A 26,983-nucleotide genomic window follows, 5' to 3' on the forward strand; every position below is an offset into this window, starting at 1 on the left:
CCATGAGCGCTCATCTTTCCATCTGGCACCGTCTCGACCTCGCGCTGGCGCGCGTGCGCCCGTACCGCCGTCCGGTGTCGTTGCTGATCGACGGCGCGATCGTCGCGATCTGCTGGAACGCCACCTACCTGTTCCGTCTCGGCTTCGAACGCTGGTTGCATGCGCGGCCCTCCTACGATGGATGGGTCATGGCGCTCGTGGTCGCCGCCTACCTGGCCGTGTTCGCGGCGGCTGGGATTCCGCGCGGCATGTGGCGGTTCTCCGGCTTCGGGGAGGTCAAGCGCCTGACGCTGGCGTGCCTGGTCAGCGGAATGCTCAGCGCCGCCGTGGTGCTGATGGCGCAGCTGGCCGAGGTGCCGCGGGCGGTGCTGGCCCTGCATCCCTTCGTGTCGCTGATCGGCCTGTGCATGGTGCGCGTGGCCTACCGCATGCTGTATGAGCACGCGCGCTCGCAGATCACCGGTGGCGATGCCGAGGTCCGGCGCGCGCTGGTGATCGGCGCCGGCGAGGCGGCCAAGCGGCTCCTCGCGACGATCCACCACCAAGGCTGGATCGTGTTGGGGCTGTTCGACGACGACCCTGCCAAGCGCGGCGCGCGCATCGGCGGTGTGCCGGTGCTTGGCACGCTGCAGGACCTGGGACGCGAAGAGCTCCGCGGCGCCGCGACGCACGTGATCGTGGCGCTGCCCGGCGCCACGGCGGCCCAGCGCCGCCGCGCCATCGAGCTGGCGTCAGCGACGGGGCTGCCGGTGCTGATGGTGCCGTCGGCCAGCGAACTGCAGGACGGCAGCGCGCGCATCGAGCGGGTGCGCAACATCGAACCGGAGGACCTGCTCGGCCGTGAGCCGGTGCTGCTGGATGAAGCGGGCGTTGCCGGCTTGATCTCGGGCAAGACGGTGCTGGTGACGGGTGCCGGCGGCTCGATCGGCTCGGAACTGTGCCGGCAGGTCGCCCGCTACGGTCCGGCCCGCATGGTGCTGTTCGAGTTGAGCGAGCTGGCGCTGTACCAGATCGAGCAGCAGCTCAGCGAGCTGCATCCGCACCTGCCGCTGGTGCGCCTGATCGGCGACGTGAAGAGCCGCGAGCAGATCGGGCACGCGTGCAACACCTGGCGGCCGCAGCTGGTGTTGCATGCCGCGGCGTACAAGCATGTGCCGCTGATGGAGGACGAGAACGCGTGGATGGCGCTGCACAACAACACGCTGGGAACGCTTCAGGCCGCCAGCGCAGCGGCCGAGGCCGGTGCCGAACGATTCGTGCTGATCTCGACCGACAAGGCCGTGAACCCGACCAATGTCATGGGCGCGAGCAAGCGGGCTGCGGAGATGGTGCTGTCGCACCTGTCGACCCAGGGGCTGCGGACGACCTTCGCGGCCGTGCGCTTCGGCAACGTGCTGGGGTCGAGCGGCAGCGTGATCCCGAAGTTCAAGGAGCAGATCGCCAAGGGCGGGCCGGTCACCGTCACCCATCCCGACATCACGCGCTACTTCATGACCATTCCCGAGGCGGCGCGGCTGGTGCTGCAGGCCGCCGCGCTCGCCGAAAGCGGCCAGGTCTACGTGCTGGACATGGGCGAGCCGGTGCGCATCGTCGACCTGGCGCGCGACCTGATCCGGCTGTCCGGGCACCGCGACGGCGAGATCGGCATCGTGTTCAGCGGCCTGCGGCCGGGCGAGAAGCTGTTCGAGGAATTGCTCGCCGATGCGGACGCGACGCTGGCATCGGCACACCCACGGTTGCGGGTGGCGCAGCTGCAGGAACCGGCCAGCGGGATCTGGCTGGAGCGGCTGCATGCCTTCCTCGGCAGCACGTCCACGGCAACGCCGCCGGCCGAGTGCCGTCGCTTGCTCCAGGCGTTGGTGCCCGAATACAAGCGGCCCGATTGAGCCGTTTGGGATCTCGTCACAAAACTGTGACAATCCAACGCTCGATTCCAGGAAACCCCGTCGCCGTGAAGAACCGCCTCCTGTTCCTGGCCGTGCTGGTCTGCTGTCTGCCCGCCACTGCCTACGCCTACATCGACCCCGGAAGCGGGATGCTGTTGTGGCAGGGCCTGATCGCCGCGATCGGGGCGGTCATCGTGTTCGTGCGCAGTCCGTGGCAAGCGATCAAGCGACTGATCGAGCGGTTGCGCCACAAATGAGAGACCCGCAGGGCCGCATCCGCTTCGAAGGCGAGCGGGTGTTGCGCACGTTGGTGCGCCCGCTGCCGGCCGATCATTTCCTCCAGTCCCCGCTGGCTGCACGTTGGGTTGCCGAGCGGCGGCTCGTCGCCTTCGACCGGCAGGACGACACCACGCTGATGTCGCCGCGCCTGCCGTTCGTGACCCAGCCCACCGAATGGTGCGATGCGCAATTGCATGATGCGGCGGCGCTGACGCTGGCGATGCAACGCGAGGCCGTGTCCGCAGGCTTCGACCTGAAGGATGCGTCGGCGTGGAATGTGCTTTTCGACGGCTGCCAGCCGATCTTCTGCGACCTGCTGTCGTTCGTGCCGCTGGCCGAGCGCAAGTGGTGGGCCATGGGCCAGTACGCGCGGCACTTCCTGTTTCCGCTGCTGGCCTCGCGGCGCCGCGGCTTGCGCGCGCACGAGGTGTTCACGATGTGGCGCGACGGCATGGCCGCACCGACGGCGCGCCGCCTGTTCGGCCGCGGCCTGTACATGACGCGCTATGGCTCGCTGCTGCTGGGTGAATCCGGCTCGGGTGCGACTCGGCATTCGGCACTGGCCGACGCGCCGCAGCCGGACGCACAAGCACTTGCCGGCACCGTGTCGTTCCGCAATGGACTCCATTCGGCACTCGAATGGATGCTGGCCGGTGTCGCGCCAAGGCCGTTGCGCGACGCTGCCGCGGCCGGCTGGGCCGGCTACGAGCAGGACCGCCCGCACTACGGCGGCGACAGCCTGCAGCGCAAGCGCGCCACGGTCGCCGACTGGCTGTCGCGCGTGGCGCCTGCCTGGGTGCTGGACATGGGCTGCAACACCGGCGAGTTTTCGCGCATGGCCGTGCAGCACGGAGCGCAGGTCGTGGCGCTGGACGCCGATCACGACAGCATCGAACGCCTGTACCGCGAGACGCCCGCCGGCACGCGCCTGTACCCGCTCGTCGCGCGACTGGATGACATCGGTGCCGGGCGCGGCTGGGCCGGCGGCGAGCACCCGGGCCTGGCGCAGCGGCTGGCCGGCCGTTTCGACCTGGTGATGATGCTGGCCCTGGTGCATCACCTCGCGATCGGCGCGGCGGTGCCGCTGGAGGAGGTGGCGCGTTTCGCGGCCGGCTGCACGCGGGACGCGCTGATCGTCGAGTTGATCGATGCGTCCGATCCGCAGCTGGTGTCGCTGTGCAACCAGCGCCAGCGCCGGCCGGAAGAGTTTTCCGTCGACCGGCAGCGTGCCGCGTTCCGCGCCGCGGGGTTGCGGATCGAGGCGGAAGTCGACCTGGCGCCGGCCGGCCGCACGCTGGCCTTGCTGCGCCGAGGTGCTGAATGACGACCTCCCGGCATTCCCGAATCGACCCCAAGGATGTCATTGCCGCCTCGGTGGTGCTGTCATCGGTGGCCGTCGAGCTCGCCCTGCGGGAGCTGTACTACCGCCTGTTCACCGAACTGCCGCGGGCGCTGATCCTGGCCCTGATCTGGAGCAGCCTGCTGCTGGTGCTGTTCCTGGTCGGCCGGTACATCGATCCGGCGCGGCACCGGCTGGCCGGTCGCGTTGCCGTCTTCATCGCTCTCGCGGTGTGGCTCGATCGTGTCGGCGATGTGGCGGTGGCCTGGCTGATGGCGGTGGCCGGAGGCCATCGGACCCTGGTTCACGGTCTCCTTTTCGCGCTGTTCGCCATTGGCGCGTTGATCGTGCTGGGCACGGACGACAGGCGCTGGTCGGCATGGCGGCGCGCGCTCAGTACGGTCGCGTTTCTGTTCGTCGCCAGCCAGCCGGTGGTTGCAGCGATCGGCGCACCGACGATCTCGTGGCCGCAGGCGCACAGCAGCCCGTCGAATGGGCGTGACGTCACGGTGTTCCTGCTGCTCGACGAGCTGAATGCGAGCGCGGCCGGACCGGTGGCCGATGCCCTCGCGAAGGCGGGACGTGGGGTGGTGATGAAGACATTGCGGCCGGTCGGCGACGGGACGGCGAAGGTGGTGCCGGCCATGTTTTCCGGCCGGCGCTTTCCCGATGCCAAGCCTTGCGGCCTGGCGACGATATGCAGCGGCACCGAGGTACTGGCCTTCTCGAAGGTGGTCGCCAGCCGGCCCGACGTCGACGTGGTCGGCTTCTTCGAGCCGTACTGTGCGATCAGGGGCCTGCGCAGCTGCGAGCGCCTGTCGCCCGCGTCACCGCTCTTCGATGCGGCGCGCTGGCGTTGCGCAATATGGCGCCGCTCGACGCTGCTGGCCGGTTGGGTCGGTCCCGATTTCGAGCGGCAGTGCGGCGTGGTGGGTGGTGGCACCTGGTCCGATCTCGTGACGGGCGTCGAGCAGGCGATCGAACGTGCTCCGTTGTGGGAGCAGGGCGGCTTCCTGTATGCGCACGTGCCTCTGCCCCATCCCCCCGGACTCGGGCAGGGTACGCTGGCCAGTCACTACGAGGCTAACCTGGCGCGTGCGGTGCGGCTGATCGATCGCATCGCGGCCCGTGCGGCGCGCGAGCCGCAACGGCGCTTCACGATCGTCGTGTTCTCGGACCACCCGCTGCGTCCTGCTCTGTGGTGCGGCTTCAGCCAGTACCGTCAGGGCGGTTGCCCGGTGCCGCCGAGCATGGTCGACGACAAGGTGCCGCTGATCGTGGCGGGCGAGGTGCCGAAGGCGTTTGCGACGATCACCGAGAACATCGACATCTTCCGGCTTGCCGACTGAGGCGAGCCGGTCATCGCCGGTCATCGCGTGCGGCGGAACACCATCCAGCGTGGCGTCTTGAAGCGCACGATGCGCGAGTACAGCCACACGTACACGACCACGAAAACCAGCAGGAACCAGGCGAGGATGGCGCTGCTGTTCCACCACAGCACGCTCGGGATGATGGACAGCAGGCACAGCAGCCACAGGTAGGGCGAGGTCATCGAGTTGCGCCGTGTCAGCCGCCGGCGCTCGAGGTTGTTCTCGAGCGTCCAGCGGATCAGGCGGCGGTGGATCAGCGTGTGCAGGTGGATGCCGTCGGGCGCACCGGTGGCAACCCCGCGCACGAACTTGCGCCGGTACATCGTGAAGATCGTCTCGAACACCGGGTACGCGCACAGCAGCAGCGGGAACATCGGCGACACGCCGGGATTGCGATGGACCAGCAGGATGCTCAGCTCGGCCAGCAGGAAACCGAGCAGATAGGCGCCGCCGTCCCCGAGGAAGATGAGGCCGGCCGGGAAGTTCCAGACGAAGAAGCCCAGCACGGCCCCGGCTGTGATCAACGCGGCCGTGAAGACGAAGGTGTCGCCGACCTGGAACGACACGTAGGCCAGCGCCAGCACCATCATCAGCACGCACATCGAGGCCAGGCCGTTGAAGCCGTCGATGATGTTGATGGCATTGGAGACGCCCGTCACGACGAAGACGGTCAGCAGCCACGCGAATGGCAGCCAGCGGATCGCCGTGTCGATGCCGGGGATGTCGGTGCGGCCGATCGCTGCATCGAGCAGCCAGATGCCGAGGGCAGACGAGACGGCTGCCGCCAACAGGCGGCGACGCGGCGAGACGTTCTTCGTCAGGTCCTCGGTGATGCCTGCGATGAACGCGGGAAGGCTGCAGAGGATCAACAGCCACAGCCAGGGTGCGACCGCCGCATCGCGCCATTGCGCGATGCCCGCGCCCGCCAGCACGGCGGCCATCACGCCCGCACCGCCGACACGCGGCACCACGCGGGCATGGAATTTCTGCGGCCCGCTCAGGTCGTAGTCGGCCGACAGGTGGCCATGCCGCATCGACGACCGCATGATGAGCAAGGTGGCGAGCAGGCCGACCAGGAAACAGCTGGCGAAGTAGATCATGGAGTCGTGTCTGGAAGGGCGTCGTTCGGTGACGGGGGCCGGCCCGGCCGGTGCGGTCCGCCGACGCGAGTCGATCAGGGGGGCGCTTGCTGCAGCATCCAGTCCAACGTGTCGCGCAATGGGCGTGACTGCCAGTCGGGCAGCAGTGCACGCAGCCGCGCGGCGCTGCCACGCAGGCTTTTGACCTCGTTGGCGCGCACGAAGGCCGGGTTGACGCGAACGTCGATCTCGTGCCCCGACAGGTCGGACACGAGGCGAAGGACCTCACGCAGGCTGCAGCCGCGCTCGGAGCAAACGTTGAAGGTGCCGCGAGGCGAGGCCTCGAGCAGGCGGCCATAAGCCTCGACGACATCGCGAACATCGGAAAAGTCGCGATCGACGTCGAGGTTTCCCAGTTCGAGCGATTCAGCCCGGCGCGCGAAGGCGTCGACGATCTTCGGGATCAGGAACTGCTTCGACTGGCCGGCGCCGGTGTAGTTGAACGGGCGCACCACCGTGATCGGCAGCTTGCCGGTCCACAGCGCAGCCATCTGCTCCATCGCCGACTTGCTGACGGCATAGTCGTTGGCCGGCTGTGCCGGCTGCTCTTCGGTGATCGGATCGACCAGGGCGTTGCCGTAGATGTTGGCGCTGCTGGCCAGCAGCACGGTGCCGAGCCCCGCGGCGACAGCGCCGGAGTCCGACAGTGCGCGCAGCAGGTTGCGGGTGCCGACGATGTTGGTCCGGTAGATGGCATCGGCATCGTCATGTGCGACGAACGAGATCGCCGCCAGGTGCACCACGTGGCGAGGTGCCACGCGGTCGATCACCGCGCGCAGGGCAGTCATGTCCGACAGGTCGGCGACGTGGTGGGTGGCGTCGGGAGCCTCGTCGCTGCGGATCGTGCCGTGGACCTCGTAACCAGCGCGCTGCAGCACGCTGGCCAAGTGCTGTCCGGTGAACCCGTTCAGCCCCGTGACCAGGACTCGCGGCGCGTTGGCGGACATCTCAGAACGACACGCCGCGCTCGACCCGGCGGATGTCTTCCTGGACCATCTTGGCGCACAGCTCCTCGAGCGTCGTCTTCGCCTTCCAGCCCAGCTCGCGCTCGGCCTTGCCCGGATCGCCGATCAGCAACTCGACCTCGGCCGGCCGGTAGAACTCCGGGTTCACGCGCACCAGCGTGCGGCCGCTTGCCTCGTCGATGGCCACCTCGCGTTCGGCCTCTCCTTCGAAGCGCAACTCGTAGCCGGCCGCCTTGGCGGCCATGCGCACGAAGTCGCGCACCGTCTCGGTCCGGTTGGTGGCGAGCACGTAGGTGTCGGGATGGTCGGCCTGCAGCATCAGCCACATGCCTTCGACGTACTCGCGCGCATAGCCCCAGTCACGCTTGGCGTCCAGGTTGCCCAGCTCGAGCGTGTCGAGTTCGCCGGCGCGGATGCGCGCGAACGCATCGGTGATCTTGCGGGTCACGAACTCGCGGCCACGCAGCGGGGACTCATGGTTGAAGAGGATGCCGCTGGAACCGAAGATGCCATGGGCTTCGCGGTAATTCACCGTCATCCAGTGCGCGTACAGCTTGGCGACGCCATACGGGCTGCGCGGATAGAACGCGGTGGATTCGGACTGCGGAATCGCCTGCACCTTGCCGAACATTTCGGAGGTAGAGGCTTGGTAGAAGCGGATCTTCGGGTTGACGAGCCGGATCGCCTCGAGCAGGTGCAGCGCGCCGACGCCGGTGATCTGCGCGGTGGTCGTGGGCTGCTCGAACGACACGCCGACGAAGCTCTGCGCCGCCAGGTTGTAGACCTCGTCAGGCTGGATGCGCTGGATCAGCGAGGTGCAGACACCAGGATCGGTCAGGTCGAACTCGACCAGCTTCAGGTTCGCGTGGCTGCCAATGCCCAATTCGTTCAGGCGCCAGAAATTGACCGAGCTGGTGCGGCGGTAGGCGCCGAACACGCGGTAGCCCTTGGACAGCAGGAGTTCTGCCAGATAGGCGCCATCCTGGCCTGTGATTCCGGTGATGAAGGCGGTACGTGTCATGGGGATGTTTCGAAGGATCGAAGGACCGGAGCAGGCAAGAGGCCAGGATTATAGGTTTGGGGAGACGCGTGGTTCCACCGCGCCGGCCAGCAGGCGCCGGTACAGCGACAGCGTGCGCGACACCATCGACTCGGCCGTCAGCTGCGTCAGGAAGCGGTCCTTTCCGGCTGCCCCGAAGCGCGCGGCCAAGGCATCGTCCTGCAGGATGCGGGTCAGCGCAGCGGCCATCGCGCGGCCGTCGCTCACCGGCACGTTGAGGCCTGTGACCTCGTGCTGGTTGACCCAGGGAACGCCGGACCCGGGAATGTCGGTCGTCACGATCGGCTTGCCCATCGCCATGGCTTCGAGCAGCACCACGCCATAGGCCTCGGCGCGCACGATCGAGCTGAGGCAGAACACCGATGCGGCCTCGAAATAGCCGGGGATGTCCTCGTCGGGAATGCGGCCGACGAACTCGATGCGTCCGGCCAGTCCCTCGGCGGCGACGCGATCGCGGTAGGTCTGCAACAGCTCGCCGCCACCGCCGACCACGACCACTGCATCGGCTGGCAGCAGGCGCGCGGCGTCGATCAGCACGTCGAAGCCCTTGTAGTAGATCATGCGGCCGAGCGAGAAAACGATCTTGCGCCCTCCGAAGCGCTGGCGCAGGGCGCCTGCCTTGTCCGCCGCGCCACGACTGTCGATGGGCGTGATGCCCAGCGGGATGACTTCGACCTTGGATTTCCAGGCCTGCAGCGCGGGCGAGGCCTCGGCGTACGGCGGCGTGGTCGCAATGATCGCGTCGGCGCGGCGCAGCAGCCAACTCTGCAGCGGCTCGTACAGCTTCAACGCACGTCGCTGATTGATCACGTCGCTTTGCCAATGCAGCACGATCTTGGCCCGCGGGCGGGCGAACCACAACGCGAGTGCCGCCATCGGATCGGGCATCTGCACATGGATGACGTCGTAGTCGCCACACATGCGCCGCGTCTCCAGCAGCAACGCCGGCGACATCGATGTCGACAGCAGCTTGCCCAGCGAGCCGGCTCGCACGATGCGGTAGCCGGCGGCGCTGCGCTCGCGCTGCGTGCCGAGGCCGGTGTGCGCGCACAGCACGTCGGTCTCGACGCCCTGCTTGTTCATTCCCTCCGTCAGCTCGAAGGCGACGGACTCGATGCCACCTATCACGGGGGGGTAGAACTTGCTGAACTGCAGGATTTTCATGCGTGACTCCGGCCGGCGAGGCCGGCATGTTCAAGGTGACGCAGCAGCAACTGTGCAGCAGCCTCCCAGGTGAATGTGGCGAATCGTTGCGTGCCTCTCCGGCTGAGGTCGCCCCGCAGGCCGGCATCGTCAACGACACGGGTCATGGCCGTCGCCATCTCCGCGACCGATGACGGATCGAAGTAGAGCGCAGCATCCCCGCACACCTCGGGGACGGAGGCGGCGTTGGAAGCCACGACAGGACAGCCCAGCGACATCGCTTCCAGCGGCGGCAAGCCGAAGCCTTCGTACAGCGAAGGGAAGACGAAAGCCAGCGCGTTTGCATACAGCGATTTCAGTTGCCCGTCGCTGACCGGGCCGGTGCGCACGATGCGCGCATCTTCGTGCGGCGCAGCCCCGCCGGCGAACACGGCAGTGTTCGTTCCACCGACCAGCACCAGCCGCAGGTCCGGATGCGGCAAGCGCGCGAAGGCCTCGATCAGCGCCGACAGGTTCTTGGTGGGATTCGCGCTGCCGACGGCGAGCAGGTACCGCGCCCCGGCAAGGTCGAGGCGTTGCAGTGCGGCGTCGTCCTGGACAATGGACTGCATGTGCGTCGCAGCGCACGGAACCACCTTCATCCGGTCCGGCGCGATGCCGAGCCGTTGCACCAGCCGCGATTGGGAGAAGCGCGAGATCGTCAGCAGCAGCGCCGCCGACGTGGCCATGCGCCTGAAGAGGAACCGGTACCACGTGCCGAATGCCTTTGTGTAGGCGGCCGGCTGGTCGAAGACTGCCGCATCCGGGACCATGCACACCTGTCCACGCTTTGCCAGCGGTGCCGGTCCCGACAGATTCAGCAGGCGACCATGGCGGCTCGCCCACGGCAGCACCAACTGCTCCCAGAAATGCAACCCGAAACGACGAGGCCCGCAGGTCTGGACCGAGATGCATCGCAACGCCGGCGGCCTGGCGCCCTGCGGGCACAGCAGGACCCACTGGTCCGGCGTTCCGTGGGTCGCGAGCGCGTTGTCGAGTGCTTCGACCAGGCCGAGAGCGAGCCGCTGTACGCCGGTGGTACGTTGCGCTGTGAACTTTCCGTTGATGAAGATGCGGCTCATGAACTATTGCGGTGTGGGACCGGCGCGCAGCGTGACCAGTGCCAAGCCAAAAAAGGCCCAGATGAACACCACGCTGTAAGTCGGGAATGCCAGCCAGTAGCACAACACGGCCAGCACTGCCGCCAGCAGGTTCCTGCCCTTATCGGCAGGATGGGTGGCGATGCGGCGCACCAGCGAGGCCATGAAGAGGCCGAACAGCAGGAAACCGACGACGCCCATCTCGGATGCCAGCTCTGCGTAGATGTTGTTCGGGATACGGCGGAAGCTTTCGTCGTACATCGCCAGCAACGGGCCGTCCAGGTAGTCGTTGGACAGGAATCCGTAGGTCTGCAGGCCGTGTCCCAGCCACGGGGACTGCAGAAACAGGTCGATCGCGGTGTCGATCGATGCGAGCCGATCAATGCGCGAGAACGACTTGGAGGTGACCTCCTCCTCGAAGAGTTTCTCGGCGATGCCGAAGTCTGACCCCGTCCCGTACATCAATGCGGCGATCGAGGCGACCGTACCGATGGTCAGCAGCGTGCGCCGGAGCTTGGCGCCCATGCCGTGTCCGCTGAGCACGTAGGCGAGGCTGAGCGTGAGTGCAAGCACGAGGATGGCCGCCGAGCTGCCGGCCAGCAAGATCCCGGCGGTGGCCAGGCCGGTGAAGGCCAGCCCTGCACGCGGACGACCACGGCGACGGTATTCCAGCGCGACGAAAACCGACAGCAGGTAGTACAGGCCGCCCTGGTTGCCTTCGGTGAAGATGCCGGCGCGCTGTACCAGCGAATCGGACGAGGCCATGTAAGTGAACACCTGCAGCGCGACCGCAACCGCCATTCCGGTGAGCCACCAGAGCATCAGTCGCACCGGCGGCGTTCGACTCAGGCGAACCACTTCGAAGGCAAGAATGGCCAGCACCAGCTGGAAGAGGCGCTGCCCGGCGACGCCTTCATAGCCGACATCGCCGGTGCTCAGGTGAAGCGTCAGCTGGTGCATGCGTGACAATTCCCAATAGCCATATGCCGATGACAGCAGGCCATAGCAGAGGAAAGCGAGCAGCTTCCAACGCAGCCCGGTGCCGTCGGTCACTGGCAGGCGCAGGGTGGCCGGCATGCAGCATGCGATGCCGGCCCACAGCAGCAGGAACAGGCTCGCGCCGGGCGGACGATATGGGCCCCAGAGTGGGATCGCGAAATGCGGCAGGGCCACGAGGAACCAAGCGATGGGCGGCCACGGCAGTGCGCTCGGCTTGCGCATTGCCAATGCGGCGCTGCCTAAAAGCGGGCGAGCCATCGCTCCAGACCTTTGAGTCGGCTGCCATATCCGCGTTGCTCGTAGGCGGCCAGGATCGAGACCAGTTCGCCAGCCGCCTTGACATCGCTTACGTGGAAGTCGCGGCAGTCGATGTTGCGGTATGCGTTGCGCATACGGCGAGTACCGCGCAGTACACGCCTGAGCGACGCGCGGCGTTGCAGGCTCTTGGGTTTGCCGCCCGTCGCCGAGCCGGCGTGCTGCAGGCCGTGTTTCGCCCTGATCTCGCGAACCGTTTCCTCGATCTTGTTGTAGTTCCAAGTTGGCGCTTCAAGCAAGGCCATGTCGCAAAGCCGCTTGATGTCGAGCTCGAATCCGCTCAACGCCGGTACATGGTCGCGACCGGTCAGGAAAGCCTCGGCGGTGATGATCTCGTACGATGGGCTTGTCACCAAGGCCGCGTGGCATTGAAGATCGTTCTCTGCCTCGAACAGGTTGGCCTCGTTGGATCGTCTGGGTCCGAGGTGTGCGGCTCCGTTGCTGCGTCCAGAGATACCTGCCAGCGAGAACGGCGTGTGCACGTAGGCGTAGCTGTCCAGCACCGCGGCATTGACGAACCCGGAGTACGCATCCGGAGTCACCGAGTGGAAATAGACGCCTCCATGACGTGCAGACTCGACAATGTGGCGGCTGACGAATCCGACATACAGGCCGGGCAGTTCCGTGTAGGCCACCTGGAAGTCGAGAACTCGCTGGATCATCTCGTGCGATACCCGGATTTCGTAGCCTTCGCGCGCAGAAAAGACAAGGCGATGTCGAGTGCTTTCGTCGAGTGCGTTCGGCCAGTAGTAGAGGGCCTGGCTGGAGATGATCGCCTGCTGTCGTGTCTCGCGGACGAGATGGGCTACGCGCTGTAACGCACCCGGCGCCAAGCCATCGTCGTCACCCAGGAACATCATGTAGTCGCCTGTCGCGTGGTTCAACGCGAACTCGAAATTGCCTGCCATGCTCAGGCGGCGGCCCGTTTCGATATAGCGGATGCGCGGATCGTCGAACGCTGCAACGACGGCACGGGTGTTGTCAGTGCTGGCGTTGTCCGAAACGATGATCTCGAACTCGGGGTAGTCCTGGGCAACGCACGAAGCCAGCGTGTGCTGCAGAGTCTCGCATCGCTCCCGAGTGGGAATCATGACTGTGAACTTGGTCATCAGGGTTTTGCAGGGAGCGGGTTGACGATATTGGCCATCTTTCAGGGCCTTTGAACAAGGCGCCTGAGGCGGAGTGCCATCCCGTGGCGCAGCCGGGAACTTGCCAGAACGCAAACTGCCATTGCCATGGCACCGATCGTCACAAGGTAGGCGGCCTGCAAGGATTCTGTCATGCCGGTGAGCCCGATCCGCCCGAGCGACACCACCGTCACGGCCACGCAGGCAAGCGGCAGCAGCAAATCCTGCGTGTACCAACGGCCCATCTCAAGGGGCAGCAGGCGGCGATGCATGAATGGAACGGAGATGAGCACGACCAGAAGATTGAGCGCCAGCCAACAGGATGCAGCTCCGATCGCTCCATGGTGCCGTGTGGCAAGCAGCAGCGCCGGGACGTAGATGACGGCGCTGATCAGGTTGGTGCGAAACGCGAACGAGGACCAACCGTGCGCCAGTTGCAGCATGTACGGCATGTGCATCACGCCATTGAACAGGCAGCCGGCGGCAAGCAATGCGAGAAGCGGCGCCGTCGAGGTGCTCAGTGTGGAATCGGCGGTCCACAGTTTCAGGATGGGCTCGCCCATCACGATCAGCAGCATCGCGGCTGGCAGCACGGCCACTGCAAGCAACTGCGCCCCGGTGTGGTAGCTCGATGCGAGCCCGCTGCGGTCTTCCAGCGTGGCGAGTTCGGTCAGCCTGGGGTAGTAGGCTTGTGCAACCGGATTGACCAGCTGATAGAGCGAGTTGGCAACTGTCGCGGCCAGCGAGTAGCGCGCGAAGGACTCCAGCGGCAGCAGCCTGGCGAGCAACAGTTTGTCGAACTGGGACAGCGCGAGCGCCAACAGCGAGGTACCGACGATTCCCCCCGCGAACCCCTTCACCCCAGACAGGGCCGGCAAGCTGAAGCGCGCCTTGGCTCGCGGAAGGGCTTGGTGGGTGGTGCGTGCGAAGACGACAACCGCCAGCAGCGACACGATCGCCTGCCAAGCGAAGAACGCGCCCACGGAGGGTTCGACCCACTTGAGGATCGCAACAGCGCCGGCGGCACGCAGTGTTGCCAGGCCGGCGGTCGATGCGTTCAGCCACACTTGGCGCTGAAGCCCCAGGATCGCCCCCCTGTAGATGCCTTCGGCCATCCGCAGTGCGGCGACCACTGCGATCAGCCGCAGCGCATTGGCAACGGTCCCATGTGGGAGGGAGTTCGTGCCGATCCCATGCCGGGCGATCCAATCCGCGCTCAGCAGGCCGAAGCAGATGAGGGCCAGCAGCAGCACTCCGCAGAGCACCTCGATGCTGCGCACCAGGTCCGTGATGGACTGCGCGGTGTGGCTGCCTGCTGCGTAGCGGGCCATCTCCCGATTGAGAGTCGGCGTCATGCCGGCATCGAGCGCGGCGAAGCAGGTTTGCACGATCGCAAAGATTCCCACCAGGCCATAGGACTCCATGCCGAGCAAGGCGATGTAGACCGGGATGATCGCGAGGTTGATGAGCGCGGTCCAGCCTTGGCCGACGTAGTTGGCGAACAGGTTTCGATTGACTGCCGACATGTGGAATGAGGCCGAGCCGGGCGATGGGGTGGTGCGAGCGGCTAGCGCTTCAGGTACCGGTCTGCGTAGTACTCGGAGATCGGCTTGAACACGGGGCGGCCGGCCTCTCCCGGAAACACCAGGCAATCGCCCGGCGTGTCGGTGTTGATCAGCTGGACGCCCGGCGACAGGACTGTGTTCTCGCGGACATGGCACCTGCCGATGATCGACGAATGGGGGTACATGATGATTCCCGGGCCGAGCAATGGACGATCGTTCTGGTTGCGCCCGACCGTGCAGCCTTGATGGAAGATGCATCCACTGCCGTACGCCGCTTTCGCGAACACCATCCCGACCGTATGTCCGATCAGGAACACGTCGGGCATCTGAACCTCGTAGTACAGGTCGATGCCGTTGAGTGCCTTGTTCAGCAGGAACACCCGGGCAGCATCGGTCTTGTCTGCGCTCGCGCCAAGCTGATGTGCCAGGTAATACAGGAAGGTCGCGTACTGGCCGGAATTGAGGTGGTTGAAGCGAGGCCCCTCGAATCCCTTGATCCTGGATGTGCAGTGATTCGTCCTCTCGATGGCGACGCGCAGGCAGGTCTCGTCAATGTCCGATACGCCGCTCAGCGAAGGTGCGACGGCCTGAAGCTGCAGGCCCACATATTTCCGCAGGAAGGCAGCGAACTCGGCATCAAGCATGCGGCCTCCGCAACTCCCGGGCGGGATTCCCCACCACCGTGGTGTGGCTGGAGACGTCGTGGATCACGACCGCACCAGCGCCCACGATGGCGCCTTCGCCGATCGTGACGTGCGGAAGTATCACGGCGCCCGTGCCGACGAATGCGCAGCGGCCGACTTTCACCTCGCCAGCCAGGCGGGCGCCCGGCGCAATGTGCACGCCGTCACTGATCTCCCCATCGTGATCCACCGATGCGCCGGTATTGATGATGACCCCGGTGCCCAATCTCGCGTGGCTGCAGACGGCGGCCTGGGCCAGAATCTGGCACCCCGGACCCACGACGCTGTCGGCGGCCACGAATGCGCTCGCGTGGATCAATGTGGTCGGTGCGATGCCACGCTCCTGCAACGTGCCCATGAGCTGAAGTCGATCCGCGCCGCGCTGCCCCCCCACCGCCACGGTGCCGACAAGCGGCACTGTGATCGGCGCGCGGCTCAGCCACTCGTCCAGCCCGTTCTCGCCCGCCAGCACTTCGATGCCCGGAAACGGGCTCGTGATCACGCGGTTGTCGACGAGGGCCACCAATTGCCAGGCGCTGTCGCGAATCAGTTCATGCAGGACCCTGGCCTGTCCTGTCGCTCCCCAGAAGATGATGGGCCGGCGCTGGTTCATTTGACAAAACGTCGCACGACACCGCAGACGCGGTCGATCTCGCTGGTCGTCAGATCGTGATAGCTGGGCAAGTTGCAGGCGCGTGCGTACAGCCCGTAGCTGACCGTGTTGCCAGGAACAGGTTGGAACATCGGCAGCGAACTGAGCGGCCAGAAGAAGACTCGGCCGTCGATCTGTTCGGTCGCGAACGCATCCAGCAGCGCCTGCCGATCGAACTCGACGCCTTCATTGACCACGATGGTGGGCATCCAGTATCCGTTCACGACGCCCGCGGGCTGCGGATTCATGGTCAACGGCAGATCCTGCAGTCGCTCCGCATACGCGTCGAAGATGCGGCGCTTCGCCTCGATCAATTCGTCGATGCGTTCGACTTGTGCGCAACCCACGGCAGCCTGCAGGTTGGACATCTTGTACTTGAAGCCGATGAGGTCGGGCCAGAACTGGCGTGATTGGCCGCGGACTCGGCCGTGGTTGCTCAACCCCGCGAGTTTCTCGAACAGCTTCTCGTCCTGGGTGACGAGCATGCCACCTTCGCCGGTCGTCAAGGTCTTCGTGCCATGGAACGAGAAGACGCCGAACGCACCCATCGACCCGGCGCGCTGCCCGTGCCAGGAGGAGCCCAGTGCCTCGGCTGCATCTTCAATCAACGCCAGGCCGTGGCGGTCCGCAATGTCCTGCAGCGCTGCCATGTCGCACACATTGCCGTAGAGGTGTACGGCAATGATGGCCTTCGTTCGCGGCGTGATCGCCGCTTCGACCTTCGCCGGATCCAGGCACCAGCTGTCGGGCAGAACGTCGACGAACACCGGCGATGCGCCCAGGTACGTGATCGGCGCGGCCGATGCGATCCAGTTGATGTCGCCCATGATCACCTCGTCGCCTGCGCCCACGCCGATGGCTGCCAAGCCCATGTGCAGGGCGCCGGTGCAGCTCGACGTGGCAATGGCATGCTTGACACCCAGATGCTGGCGGAACGCGTTTTCGAACCGGCCGATGTACTCATAGCAACGTTCGCCCCAGCCATGGCGGGCGGCATCGGTCGCATAGCCGACTTCCAGTTCGGTGATCGAAGGCTTCGTGTAGTAGATGCGGCTCATGAGATCTCCAGATGGGGGACTGCGGTGACAAACTTGCCGCCCCAGTCGCGGATATAAGAAAGCTGGGCAGTGACTTCGGTGCGCAGGTTCCACGGCAGGATCACGACGTAGTCGGGCCGGGTCTGCTTCAGATGCGCCTCGTCGACGATCGGAATGCGGCAGCCGGGCAGGTACTTGTCCTGCTTGGCCGGATTGCGGTCGACGACCCAGGGCAGCAGGTTGGAACGCACGCCGGCATAGTTCAGCAGCGTGTTGCCCTTCGCGGCGGCGCCGTACGCACCGACGCGCTTGCCGTCGCGCTTGGCCTGGATCAGGAAGCTCATCAGCTCGTCCTTGATCGTGTTGGCCCGTTCCTGGAAGCCAGCGTAGTACCCGGCGGATGCCACACCCGCGCCGCTCTCGCGTTCCAGCAGTGCTGCCAGCGCCGCCGTGCGTTCGCGGCGGCCGGTGTCGGCCCGCTGTGCAAACACTCGCAGGCTGCCGCCGTGCGTCGGCAGTTCCTGTACGTCGAACACCTGCAGCCCGTTTCTGGCGAAGATGGTGTCGACGGCCGTCAACGAGAGGTAGGAGAAGTGCTCGTGATAGATCGTGTCGAACTGGCACTGCTCGACCAGCCGCATCAGGTGCGGGAATTCGAAGGTCGACACCCCGTCGGCCTTCAGCACGCGAGCGAAGCCCGCCACGAAGTCGTTGATGTCCGGCACGTGGGCCAGGACGTTGTTCGCCGCCGTGAGGTCGGCCGAGCGACTCTGCGCGACGAGCCGGTCGGCGAGCGCGACGCCGAAGAATTCTTCCAGCACCTCGATGCCCTTCTCGCGTGCCGCGGCCGCCGTGCTCGCGGTCGGTTCGACGCCGAGGCAGGGAATGCCGCGCTGCTTCACGTACTGCAGCAGGTAGCCGTCGTTGGAGGCGACCTCGATCACGTGCGATTGCGCACCGAGTTCGAAACGCTGTGCCATGGCAGAGACGTACTCGTCGGCATGCTTGAGCCAGCTGGTCGAGAACGAGCTGAAGTACGCATAGTCGCTCGAAAACATCTCGGAGAAGTGGGCATAGTCCTCGGTCTGCACCAGCCAGCAATTGGTGCAGGTGTACACGCGCAGCGGATACCACTTCTCGGGGCCGCGCAGGGCGGCCGCGGTGACGTACGAGTTCGACGGTGGCGAGGTCTCGAGGTCAATGAACTGCAGCGTGACGGCTGCTTGGCAATGGCGGCATTTCATCGTCAGATCCCGGTGAATTCGGAGGTGATGAGCGGGTGGTTGGCGTCGCGATCGGACAGGTCCGTGAACGGCAGCGGCCAATCGATCGCGAGCCGAGGATCGCGAACGTTCAACGCGGCCTCCGCAGCCGCGGCGTAGGGCCGGGAGTGCAGGTAGATCAGCTCGCAGTCGTCGCTCAGGGTCTGGAAACCATGTGCGAAGCCCTGTGGTACCAGCAGGCTGTGCGCGTTGCCGGCCGACAGGATCTCGGCGTGCCACTGCAGGAAGGTCGGCGAGCCGCGGCGCAGGTCGACCGCGACGTCGAAGATCTCGCCACGCAGGCAGCTGATGAACTTGTCCTCGGCGTGTGGCGGGTGCTGGAAGTGCAGGCCACGTACCGCGCCTTTGCGAGCCGTGAACGTGTGGTTGATCTGCGCGATCGGCATCCTGAAGCCTGCCTCGGCCAGCTCGTCGGCACAGAAGAAGCGGCTGAAGAAGCCGCGCGCATCTTGCGCACGCTGCCGCTCGACGAGCACCAGGCCCGCCAGCGGCGTGTGGGTGAACATGAATCTCGGCATGCGCAGGTCTCAGGACGGCGGGTGCGCCTGGTGCTCGGCGATCTGTTCGAGGCTGAAGCCTCGCATGTCGCGGCCAGCCGTCCACGCAAGATGCCAGTCCACCGTCCGGCGCAGCGCTTCGGGCAATGTCCAGCGCGGGGCCCATTGCAGCCGCGCGCGCGCCTTGCTGCTGTCTAGCTTCAGGAAGCCTGCCTCGTGCAGTTGCTCGCCGCCCGGCTGGTGCCAGTGTGTACCGGGCATCTGCGCGGTCAGATGGTCGAGCAGCCAGCGCACCGGCTTTGCATCTTCCTCGCCCGGGCCGAAGTTCCAGGGCTCGGCGAACGCCTGGCCGTGCGTGATCAAGTGCTCTGCCAATGCGAGGTAGCCCGACAACGGTTCGAGCACGTGCTGCCAGGGCCGGGTCGCGTCGGGAAAGCGCACCTCGAGCGCGCGGCCGGCCTGGGCGGAACGGAAGAAGTCCGGGATCAGGCGATCGCCAGCCCAGTCGCCGCCGCCGATCACGTTGCCGGCGCGCGCACTGCCGAGCGCCACCCCAGCATTCGCTAGGAAGGAGGCGCGATAGGCAGAGGTGACGAGTTCGGCGCACCCCTTGCTGTTGGAGTAGGGGTCATGGCCGCCCATCGGTTCCGACTCGCGGTAGCCCCAGACCCACTCCTTGTTTTCGTAGCACTTGTCGGTCGTCACGTTGACCACCGCTTTCACGGTCTTGCAGGAGCGCACGGCCTCCAGCAGGTGGACGGTGCCCATCACGTTGACCGCATAGGTCTCGACCGGTTCGCGGTAGGACGCGCGCACGAGCGGTTGGGCGGCCAGGTGCAGCACGATGTCCGGCTCGGCATTGCGCAACGCCTTCGCGAGCGTGTCGGCGTCGCGGATGTCGCCAATGGTGTGGCTGGCCAAACCGTCGGCCACACGTGCCACGCTGAAGAAATCGGGATCGGTCGGCGGCTGCAATGCAAAGCCATGCACCCGGGCGCCCAGGCTGGTCAGCCACAGGGCCAGCCAACCGCCCTTGAAACCCGTGTGCCCGGTCAGGAAGACCGACCGGTCGCGCCAGAACGAGGGATTCACTTCCACACCTTCCAGGGGGCATTGCCGGTGGCCCAGAGCTGCTCGAGGTGGGTCTTGTCGCGCAGCGTGTCCATCGGCTGCCAGAAACCGCTGTGCTCGAAGGCCTTCAGTTGGCCGCTTTCAGCAAGGTGTGTGAGCGGCTCGGACTCCCACACGGTATCGTCGCCGGCGACGTGCTCGATGCATGAGGGGGACAACACGAAGAAGCCGCCGTTGATCCACCCACCGTCGCCGCGCGGCTTCTCGACGAAGCCTCGGACGGTGGACCCTTCCATCGAGAGCGCACCGTACCGACCCGCCGGCTGGACCGCCGTGACCGTCGCCTGCTTGCCGTGCGTGCGATGGAAGGCCACCAGTTTGCCGATATCGATGTCGGCCACACCGTCGCCATAGGTGAAGCAGAACGCCTCTTCATCGCGCACATGCTCGGCGACGCGGCCCAGTCGGCCACCAGTCATCGTCTCGTCGCCGGTGTCGACCAGCGTCACGCGCCACGGCTCGGCCTTGCGCTGGTGCACGTGCATCGTGTTCTTCTCCATGTCGAACGTGACGTCGGACATGTGCAGGAAGTAGTTGGCGAAGTACTCCTTGATGACGTAGCCCTTGTAGCCGCAGCAGATGACGAAGTCATTGATGCCGTGTGCCGAGTAGATCTTCATGATGTGCCACAGGATCGGCTTGCCGCCGACCTCCACCATGGGCTTGGGCTTCAAGTGCGTTTCTTCCGAAATGCGCGTTCCGAGTCCGCCGGCGAGGATGACTGCCTTCAAGGATGTGCTCCTGTGCTTTTGCGAGATTGAGGTTGGGCCCCCTCGGCGTCCGCCTGCGCGGTGAGTTCGTCGCGCAAGAGCTTGATCTGCATGCGCAACGCTTCGTACTCGGCTTCCTTGTGAGCCAGGAACGAGCGTGTCAGCTGCAGCCGGCTGTTCACGCCGCTGGGTGTGAGGACGTACAGGTAGCCGAGCTTGTGGTCGCTGCGTTGGAAGTTCTTGGCCTTCACCCACCCTTTTTTCAGCAGGGCCTTGAGCAGGTAGTGGGTCTTTCCCACGCTCACGCCCATCGCCGCTGCCAACTGGCGCTGCGAGAAGTCCGGATGGCTTTCGAGCAGGCGCAGCAGCTCCATGTGCCCTTGCTGCGTGCCGGCATCGAGATCGGAAGGGGGAGGGGGTGCGTTCATGGGTTGAACGCAGATTCTATATGCCTGATCGCAGGGCTTTTGCGACCCCTGAATTTCTCGGGAAAGGGCTGCACGCAGTCCGGAGGATAATCCGTGGATGATCTCTTCCCCAGCTGACGTGTCCATCACCGACCTCGAATCCACCGCTGCCGACCCTGCAGCCGTACCGGCAGTGATGGAATTCTCGGCCCTGGGTCTGGCGCCAGTGCTTGAAAAAGCCATTGCCGAGTCGGGCTACACGCAGATGACCCCCATCCAGGCCAAGGCGATCCCGATCGTGCTGGCCGGCCGCGACGTGATGGGCGCCGCCCAGACCGGCACCGGCAAGACAGCCGCCTTCTCGCTGCCGCTGCTGCACAAGATGCTGCGCCACGAGAACGCCAGCATGTCGCCGGCGCGGCACCCGGTGCGTGCGCTGGTTCTCGCGCCCACCCGCGAACTGGCCGACCAGGTCGCGAAGAACATCAAGACGTATTCCAAGCACACCAAGCTGCGTGCGGCGGTCGTCTTCGGCGGCATCGACATGAAGCCGCAGACGCTCGAGCTGAAGGCCGGCGTCGAGGTGCTGATCGCCACGCCGGGGCGCCTGCTCGACCACATCGAGGCGAAGAACGCGGTGCTGAACCAGGTCGAATACGTCGTGCTCGACGAGGCCGACCGCATGCTCGACATCGGCTTCCTGCCCGACCTGCAGCGCATCCTGAGCTACCTGCCGAAACAGCGCCAGACGCTGCTGTTCTCGGCGACCTTCTCGACCGAGATCAAGAAGCTGGCCGAGAGCTACCTGCAGGATCCGATCCTCGTCGAGGTGGCCCGCCCGAACGCGACGGCGACGAACGTGGAGCAGCGCTTCTACAGCGTGTCGTCCGACGACAAGCGCGCCGCCATCCGCAAGATCCTGACCGAGCGCGCGCTGAAGCAGGCGATCGTGTTCGTCAACTCCAAGCTCGGCTGCGCCCGCCTCGCGCGCTCGCTCGAGCGTGAAGGCCTGAAGACCAACGCGCTGCACGGCGACAAGTCGCAGGACGAGCGCCTGAAGGCCCTCGAGGCCTTCAAGCGTGGCGAGGTCGATGTGCTGGTCTGCACCGACGTGGCTGCCCGCGGCCTCGACATCGCCGACCTGCCGGCCGTGTTCAATTTCGACGTGCCGTTCAACGCCGAGGACTACGTGCACCGCATCGGCCGCACGGGTCGAGCCGGCGCGTCCGGCCTGGCCGTGACGCTCGTCACCCGCGATGACACCCGCCTGGTCTCCGACATCGAGAAGTTGATCAAGAAGAAGATCGAGATCGAGCCGATCGAGCTGGATGATGCGCGCCCGCGCGTGGCCGACCGCGCCGAGCGGCCGCGCCGCAGCTGGGACGATGCACCGGCCGAATCGCGAGAGGCCGTCGAACCGCGCGAATCCCGCGAGCCGCGCGAAGCCCGCCCGCAGCGAAGCTACGCGCCGCCGCGCCCGCCGGCCGATCCGTTCTTCGACAAGCCCTACGAGCCCACCGCCACCGGCGAGGCGGCCTGGGAGAGCAAGACTGCGGCCGCGCCGACGACCTCCGGTGGCCGGCTGTCGCCGAACATCAAGCCGAAGAAGAAGGTCGCGGCGCTGTTCGGCGCCAAGGTCACGCCGCCGCAGGCCTGAAGGCCGGTCAACCGGCCAGCAGCGAGAACACGGCCGGCACGTCGTTCGGCAACTCGGCCGGCTGGCTGCGCCAGCGGGCCACCGTGTCGCTGCGCGTCCAGGCGCCGGCCAGCGTCAACCCGCAGCTGACCGACAGGCGGGTGTCCGGGTTCAGCGTGGCGAGCAGGGCTGCCAGCAGCGACGCATTCCGGTACGGCGTCTCGATCATCAGCTGGGTCTGCCGGAACTTGCGCGACAGCGCTTCCAGCTCGCGCAAGCGGCTCGTGCGCTGCGCCGCATCCACCGGCACGTAGCCGACGAACGCGAAGCTCTGCCCATTCAGCCCGCTCGCGCCCAGCGCCATCAGCAGCGAACTCGGGCCGGACAGCGGCACGACGCGGATAGCCAGCGCATGCGCGGCGCTCACCAGGTCGGACCCCGGATCGGCAATGGCCGGCAGCCCGGCCTCCGAGATCAACCCGATGTCGTGTCCGTCGATCGCCGGCGCGAGCAGCGACTTCAGGTCGGGCGGCGGGCCGGCGTCGCGGCCCTTCGGCGGCCTCGGCAGTTCGACGATCGAGATCTCCTGCAGCGGCCGCGCAAGCGGCTGGATCGCATCCACCCGCTTCAGGAAGGCGCGTGTCGTTTTCGCGTTCTCCGCGACCCAGTGGGTCAGGACCGCAGCCGTGCGCAACACACCGGCAGGCAGCACCTCGCGCAGGTCGCAGTCGGCCGACACGCCGAAATCCAGCGTGTTGGGCACCAGGAAAAGCTGACCGGGCGTCGCCATCGATCAGGCGGCCAGCGGGTCGATGCCGGCCTGGCGCAGCAACTCGCCGGTACGGATCAGCGGCAGGCCGATCAGGGCCGTCGGGTCGTCGGATTCGATCGCGGTCAGCAGCGTGATGCCCAGGCCTTCGGACTTGGCGCTGCCGGCGCAGTCGTAGGGTTGCTCGGCGCGCAGGTAGTGCTCGATCTCGTCATCCGACAGCGCGCGGAAGCGCACCCGCACCGGCACCAGCGCCGAGGCCTCGAAGCCGGCCTGCCGATGCACCACGGCGACGGCGGTCTGGAACACGATCGACTTGCCGCGCATCGACCGCAGCTGCGCGACCGCGCGCTCGTGGTTGCCGGGCTTGCCGACCGGCGTGCCGTCGAGGTCGGCCACCTGGTCGGAGCCGATCACGACCGCGTTCGGCGCCTGGGCCGCGACGGCGTGGGCCTTCGCGAGGGCCAGCCGCAGCGCCAGCGCGGCCGGGGCTTCACCGTCCCGCGGCGTTTCGTCGACGTCGGGCGCGCGCACCTCGAACGGCAGCCGCAGGCGCTCGAGGAGTTCCCGCCGGTAGCGCGAGGTCGAGCCGAGGATCAGCGAGGGGCGTGGGGTCATGCCGCGGATTCTCCCATCGCGCGCGCCCGTACACTGGGCGGATGAAGTCCCGAGTCACCGATCCCCGCCACCTGGAAGTCGAGGCATTCGCCCAGGAATCCGTCCGGCTCGAAGGCCACTGGCCGCAAGACGAGCTGCTTCGCCTGAAGCAAAGCACCTTGCCCGAAAGCCGGGCCGATGTCGCCTGGGTGGTCCAGGGCGAGAGCCGCGAAGCGCGCGGCGGCGCCGCCGAGAACTGGCTGCATCTGACAGCCGAAACCTCGGTGACCTTGCAATGCCAGCGCTGCCTGTCGGCGATGACGGCCCCGCTGGCCATCGAGAGTTCATTCCAGTTCGTGGCCGGCGAAGACGCGGCCGCGGCGCTCGATGCTGACAGCGAGCACGACGTGCTGGCGCTGACCCGCGAGCTGGACCTGCTCACGCTGGTGGAAGACGAGTTGCTGCTGGCGCTGCCGATCGTGCCGCGCCACGAGCACTGCCCGCAGCCGCTGGCGGTGCCGGTCTCCGAGGAGGAGGTGGCGGCTGAGAAAGAGGCTCACCCGTTCGCGGCACTCGCTGCCTTGAAGCGCGGCCAGCTTCCCAATTGATCCGGGGCTGGGAGCACATGCTAGAATCGTAGGCTTTTTCGTCAAAGCGTTGATTGCGTCCCCGGAAGATCTCTGGAGACCTCAGCGCGCCCCGCCTGGCTCCTGAGAGAGCGTGTCGGGATGTGGCATCGCGACGTGTACAGAGCCTCAGGCTCAAGGAGAATTTTCATGGCCGTTCAGCAAAACAAGAAGTCGCCCTCGAAGCGCGGCATGCACCGTGCGCACAATGCCCTGGCCACGCCGGGCACCGCGATCGAGCCGACCACGGGCGAATCGCACCTGCGTCACCACATCAGCCCCACCGGTTTCTACCGTGGGCGCAAGGTGCTGAAGACCAAGGCTGACGCCTGAGTCGGTTGTCGCGCACTTCCGCCGGTCCGCGCCCTGTCGCGGCCAAGGCATGATGCGTGAACCCTGCGAGACCTTGCCCCGACCCGGCCTGCGGCCCGCCGCAGTGCCGGGTGTTTGTCTTTCTGGCGGTGGCTGCTTCGGCGGCTGCTGCCTGAGTTCGCTGCCGCTCCTGTGTCCATGAACCCGATGTCGCCGCCCGCCGCGACCGATGTCATTCGCCTGTCTGTCGACTGCATGGGCGGCGATCACGGTCCCTCCGTCACGCTGCCCGCCTGCCGCGCCTTTCTGGCCGCCCACCCGCTGGCCGAGGTGGTGATGGTCGGTCGTGCCGAGGCGCTCGCGCCGGCCGCTGGCTGGGAGCGCTGCCATCTGGTGGCAGCCACCGAGGTCGTCGAGATGGATGACGCGGTCGAGGTGGCGCTGCGCCGCAAGAAAGATTCGTCGCTGCGTGTGGCACTGATGCAGCTGAAGGCCGGCGCTGACGGTCAGGCGCCGCGCGCGCATGCCTGTGTGTCCGCCGGCAACACCGGTGCGCTGATGGCGGTCGCGCGCTACCTGCTGAAGACGCTCGAGGGCATCGACCGCCCCGCCATCGCCGCGGTGATGCCCAACCAGAAAGACGGCTACACGACCGTGCTCGATCTCGGTGCCAATGTGGACTGCAGCGCGGAACACCTGCTGCAGTTCGCGGTGATGGGCAGTGCGCTGGTCGCGGCGGTCGACGGCAAGGAGAACCCGAGCGTCGGCCTGCTGAACATCGGCGAGGAAGTCATCAAGGGCAACGAGACGATCAAGCGCGCCGGCGAGTTGCTGCGCGCCGCGGCCGAAGGCGGCCACGTCAACTTCCACGGCAATGTCGAAGGCAACGACATCTTCAAGGGCACGACCGACATCGTCGTCTGCGACGGCTTCGTCGGCAATGTCGCGCTGAAGACCGCCGAAGGCCTCGCGTCGATGCTGTCGAGCTTCATCAAGCAGGAATTCACGCGCAACATCTTCACGAAGATGGCCGCGCTGGTGGCGCTGCCGGTGCTGAACCACTTCAAGCACCGTGTCGACCACCGCCGCTACAGCGGCGGCGCGCTGCTCGGCCTGCGCGGCCTGGTGTTCAAGGCGCACGGATCGTCCGATGCCTATGCGTTCGAGCAGGCCTTGAATCGGGCTTATGATGCGGCCCGCAATCACTTGCTGGATCGGGTGCACGACCGGATTCGCGATTCGCTGCATGCCTTGCCCACCCCTGCAAGTGCAAGCGGTGCAACGCCCGACGGTGCCGCCCTCGCTGCATGACCCAACCCTCTGCGACCCGCTATTCGCGCATCACCGGCACCGGCAGTTACCTGCCGCCGAAGCGCCTGACCAACGAAGCCCTGGCCGTCGAACTGGCCGCCAAGGGTGTCGAGACTTCCGATGAGTGGATCGTCGCGCGCACCGGCATCCGCGCGCGCCACTTTGCCGAGCCCGACGTGCCGTGCAGCGACCTGGCCCTGCCGGCCGCGCAGCGTGCCCTCGAAGCGGCCGGTGTCGCCGCGTCGCAGATCGACCTGATCATCGTCGCCACCTCGACGCCTGACATGGTGTTTCCGTCGACCGCCACCATCGTGCAGCGCAAGCTCGGCGTCGCCGGCTGCGCGGCCTTCGATGTGCAGGCGGTGTGCTCCGGCTTCGTCTATGCGCTGACGGTGGCCGATTCGATGATCCGCACCGGTGCGGCCAGCAAGGCGCTGGTGATCGGTGCCGAGATCTTCTCGCGCCTGCTCGATTTCAACGACCGCACCACCTGCGTGCTGTTCGGCGACGGTGCCGGCGCCGTGGTGCTGGAGGCGAGCGACACGCCCGGCATCCTCGCGAGCGAGTTGCATGCGGATGGCCGCCATGTCGACATCCTCTGCACGCCGGGCTCGGTGTCCGGCGGCAAGATCACCGGCGACCCGCTGTTGAAGATGGACGGCCCGGCGGTCTTCAAGCTGGCGGTCGGCGTGCTCGAAGACGTCGCGCGCTCGGTGCTCGCGAAGGCCGGCCGCACCGAATCCGACATCGACTGGCTGATCCCGCACCAGGCCAACATCCGCATCATGCAGGGCACGGCCAAGAAGCTGAAGCTGCCGCTGGACAAGCTGATCGCAACGGTGGACGAACACGGCAACACGTCCGCCGCCTCGATCCCGCTGGCACTCGACGTCGCGGTGCGCGCCGGCACGGTGAAGCGCGGCGACACCGTGATGCTCGAAGGCGTCGGCGGCGGCTTCACCTGGGGCGCGGTGCTGTTCGACTACTGAGCACGCGCCCAGCAGCC

Annotated in this window: 27 protein-coding genes; 9 read left to right on the plus strand and 18 right to left on the minus strand. The window is 66.6% G+C overall.

Annotated elements, in window-relative coordinates:
• Positions 1–2 precede the first annotated feature (2 nt).
• The 4 genes from BUE42_RS00610 (at position 3) to BUE42_RS00625 (ending at position 4,853) form a co-directional block, all read left to right on the plus strand.
• A complete protein-coding gene (locus tag BUE42_RS00610; protein WP_073462164.1) occupies positions 3–1,886 on the plus strand; it encodes a polysaccharide biosynthesis protein in 1,884 nt (627 codons plus the stop codon).
• 65 nt (positions 1,887–1,951) lie between these two features.
• On the plus strand, positions 1,952–2,143 hold the full coding sequence (locus BUE42_RS32880) for a hypothetical protein (protein WP_073462165.1): 192 nt from the start codon (positions 1,952–1,954) through the stop codon (positions 2,141–2,143).
• Positions 2,140–3,489 (plus strand): class I SAM-dependent methyltransferase, encoded by a 1,350-nt coding sequence (locus BUE42_RS00620; protein WP_073462166.1) that lies wholly within the window; start codon positions 2,140–2,142, stop codon positions 3,487–3,489. The genes BUE42_RS32880 and BUE42_RS00620 overlap by 4 nt, the downstream gene beginning before the upstream one ends.
• Positions 3,486–4,853, plus strand: coding sequence for a hypothetical protein (locus BUE42_RS00625; protein WP_143171229.1), 1,368 nt, complete (start codon positions 3,486–3,488; stop codon positions 4,851–4,853). The genes BUE42_RS00620 and BUE42_RS00625 overlap by 4 nt, the downstream gene beginning before the upstream one ends.
• A gap of 20 nt (positions 4,854–4,873) precedes the next feature.
• On the opposite strand, the gene BUE42_RS00630 is transcribed toward BUE42_RS00625, so the two are convergent.
• The 16 genes from BUE42_RS00630 to BUE42_RS00705 form a co-directional block, all read right to left on the minus strand.
• Positions 4,874–5,974, minus strand: coding sequence for an MraY family glycosyltransferase (locus tag BUE42_RS00630; RefSeq protein WP_073462168.1), 1,101 nt, complete (start codon positions 5,972–5,974; stop codon positions 4,874–4,876).
• Positions 5,975–6,048: 74 nt separating this feature from the next.
• Entirely contained in the window at positions 6,049–6,960 is a 912-nt protein-coding gene (locus BUE42_RS00635; RefSeq protein ID WP_073462169.1) for a GDP-mannose 4,6-dehydratase, read from the minus strand.
• A gap of 1 nt (position 6,961) precedes the next feature.
• A complete protein-coding gene (gmd, locus tag BUE42_RS00640) occupies positions 6,962–7,999 on the minus strand; it encodes a GDP-mannose 4,6-dehydratase (RefSeq protein ID WP_073462170.1) in 1,038 nt (345 codons plus the stop codon).
• 48 nt (positions 8,000–8,047) lie between these two features.
• Complete coding sequence (locus BUE42_RS00645; protein ID WP_073462171.1) at positions 8,048–9,202, minus strand: glycosyltransferase; 1,155 nt, start codon at positions 9,200–9,202, stop codon at positions 8,048–8,050.
• On the minus strand, positions 9,199–10,302 hold the full coding sequence (locus tag BUE42_RS00650) for a glycosyltransferase family 4 protein (protein WP_073462172.1): 1,104 nt from the start codon (positions 10,300–10,302) through the stop codon (positions 9,199–9,201). The genes BUE42_RS00645 and BUE42_RS00650 overlap by 4 nt, the downstream gene beginning before the upstream one ends.
• A gap of 3 nt (positions 10,303–10,305) precedes the next feature.
• The gene (locus tag BUE42_RS00655; protein WP_083613779.1) at positions 10,306–11,577 is read right to left on the minus strand and encodes an O-antigen ligase family protein; all 1,272 of its coding nucleotides are present in this window, start codon (positions 11,575–11,577) and stop codon (positions 10,306–10,308) included.
• Positions 11,559–12,743 carry a glycosyltransferase family 2 protein gene (locus BUE42_RS00660; RefSeq protein ID WP_073462174.1) on the minus strand — a complete coding sequence of 395 codons (1,185 nt, stop codon included), beginning with the start codon at positions 12,741–12,743 and terminating at the stop codon, positions 11,559–11,561. The genes BUE42_RS00655 and BUE42_RS00660 overlap by 19 nt, the downstream gene beginning before the upstream one ends.
• Before the next feature lie 41 nt (positions 12,744–12,784).
• The gene (locus tag BUE42_RS00665; protein ID WP_073462175.1) at positions 12,785–14,287 is read right to left on the minus strand and encodes a lipopolysaccharide biosynthesis protein; all 1,503 of its coding nucleotides are present in this window, start codon (positions 14,285–14,287) and stop codon (positions 12,785–12,787) included.
• Between the two features lie 41 nt (positions 14,288–14,328).
• A complete protein-coding gene (locus BUE42_RS32885; protein ID WP_159445347.1) occupies positions 14,329–14,970 on the minus strand; it encodes an LbetaH domain-containing protein in 642 nt (213 codons plus the stop codon).
• Positions 14,963–15,622 carry an acetyltransferase gene (locus tag BUE42_RS00675; protein WP_073462176.1) on the minus strand — a complete coding sequence of 220 codons (660 nt, stop codon included), beginning with the start codon at positions 15,620–15,622 and terminating at the stop codon, positions 14,963–14,965. Before BUE42_RS00675 ends, BUE42_RS32885 begins: the two co-directional genes overlap by 8 nt.
• Entirely contained in the window at positions 15,619–16,719 is a 1,101-nt protein-coding gene (locus BUE42_RS00680) for a DegT/DnrJ/EryC1/StrS family aminotransferase (protein WP_073462177.1), read from the minus strand. Before BUE42_RS00680 ends, BUE42_RS00675 begins: the two co-directional genes overlap by 4 nt.
• Positions 16,716–17,942, minus strand: coding sequence for a class I SAM-dependent methyltransferase (locus BUE42_RS00685; protein WP_073462178.1), 1,227 nt, complete (start codon positions 17,940–17,942; stop codon positions 16,716–16,718). Before BUE42_RS00685 ends, BUE42_RS00680 begins: the two co-directional genes overlap by 4 nt.
• A gap of 2 nt (positions 17,943–17,944) precedes the next feature.
• On the minus strand, positions 17,945–18,499 hold the full coding sequence (gene rfbC / locus BUE42_RS00690) for a dTDP-4-dehydrorhamnose 3,5-epimerase (protein WP_073462179.1): 555 nt from the start codon (positions 18,497–18,499) through the stop codon (positions 17,945–17,947).
• 9 nt (positions 18,500–18,508) lie between these two features.
• The gene (gene rfbG / locus BUE42_RS00695; protein WP_073462180.1) at positions 18,509–19,570 is read right to left on the minus strand and encodes a CDP-glucose 4,6-dehydratase; all 1,062 of its coding nucleotides are present in this window, start codon (positions 19,568–19,570) and stop codon (positions 18,509–18,511) included.
• Complete coding sequence (gene rfbF / locus BUE42_RS00700; protein WP_073462181.1) at positions 19,567–20,340, minus strand: glucose-1-phosphate cytidylyltransferase; 774 nt, start codon at positions 20,338–20,340, stop codon at positions 19,567–19,569. Before rfbF ends, rfbG begins: the two co-directional genes overlap by 4 nt.
• On the minus strand, positions 20,337–20,747 hold the full coding sequence (locus tag BUE42_RS00705) for a MarR family EPS-associated transcriptional regulator (RefSeq protein ID WP_073462182.1): 411 nt from the start codon (positions 20,745–20,747) through the stop codon (positions 20,337–20,339). Before BUE42_RS00705 ends, rfbF begins: the two co-directional genes overlap by 4 nt.
• Before the next feature lie 175 nt (positions 20,748–20,922).
• On the opposite strand from BUE42_RS00705, the gene BUE42_RS00710 reads away from it, so the two are divergent.
• A complete protein-coding gene (locus BUE42_RS00710; protein ID WP_073462183.1) occupies positions 20,923–22,383 on the plus strand; it encodes a DEAD/DEAH box helicase in 1,461 nt (486 codons plus the stop codon).
• Between the two features lie 7 nt (positions 22,384–22,390).
• Here the strand turns inward: BUE42_RS00710 and BUE42_RS00715 are convergent, their stop codons facing one another.
• Positions 22,391–23,152 carry an SAM-dependent methyltransferase gene (locus tag BUE42_RS00715; RefSeq protein WP_073462184.1) on the minus strand — a complete coding sequence of 254 codons (762 nt, stop codon included), beginning with the start codon at positions 23,150–23,152 and terminating at the stop codon, positions 22,391–22,393.
• Positions 23,153–23,155: 3 nt separating this feature from the next.
• Positions 23,156–23,749 carry a Maf family nucleotide pyrophosphatase gene (locus BUE42_RS00720; RefSeq protein ID WP_073462185.1) on the minus strand — a complete coding sequence of 198 codons (594 nt, stop codon included), beginning with the start codon at positions 23,747–23,749 and terminating at the stop codon, positions 23,156–23,158.
• 41 nt (positions 23,750–23,790) lie between these two features.
• Here BUE42_RS00720 and BUE42_RS00725 point away from each other — a divergent pair, with 41 nt between their 5' ends.
• From BUE42_RS00725 to BUE42_RS00740, 4 genes are all read left to right on the plus strand, one after another.
• Positions 23,791–24,336 (plus strand): YceD family protein, encoded by a 546-nt coding sequence (locus BUE42_RS00725; RefSeq protein ID WP_073462186.1) that lies wholly within the window; start codon positions 23,791–23,793, stop codon positions 24,334–24,336.
• A 168-nt stretch (positions 24,337–24,504) separates the two neighbouring features.
• On the plus strand, positions 24,505–24,687 hold the full coding sequence (rpmF, locus tag BUE42_RS00730; RefSeq protein ID WP_073462187.1) for a 50S ribosomal protein L32: 183 nt from the start codon (positions 24,505–24,507) through the stop codon (positions 24,685–24,687).
• 186 nt (positions 24,688–24,873) lie between these two features.
• Positions 24,874–25,977, plus strand: coding sequence for a phosphate acyltransferase PlsX (plsX, locus tag BUE42_RS00735; RefSeq protein ID WP_073462386.1), 1,104 nt, complete (start codon positions 24,874–24,876; stop codon positions 25,975–25,977).
• Positions 25,974–26,966, plus strand: a complete 993-nt coding sequence (locus BUE42_RS00740; protein WP_073462188.1) for a beta-ketoacyl-ACP synthase III — start codon at positions 25,974–25,976, stop codon at positions 26,964–26,966. The genes plsX and BUE42_RS00740 overlap by 4 nt, the downstream gene beginning before the upstream one ends.
• The last annotated feature ends 17 nt before the right edge of the window (positions 26,967–26,983 follow it).

It is taken from the genome of Rhizobacter sp. OV335 (assembly GCF_900142965.1).
Classification (GTDB): Bacteria; Pseudomonadota; Gammaproteobacteria; order Burkholderiales; family Burkholderiaceae_C; genus Rhizobacter.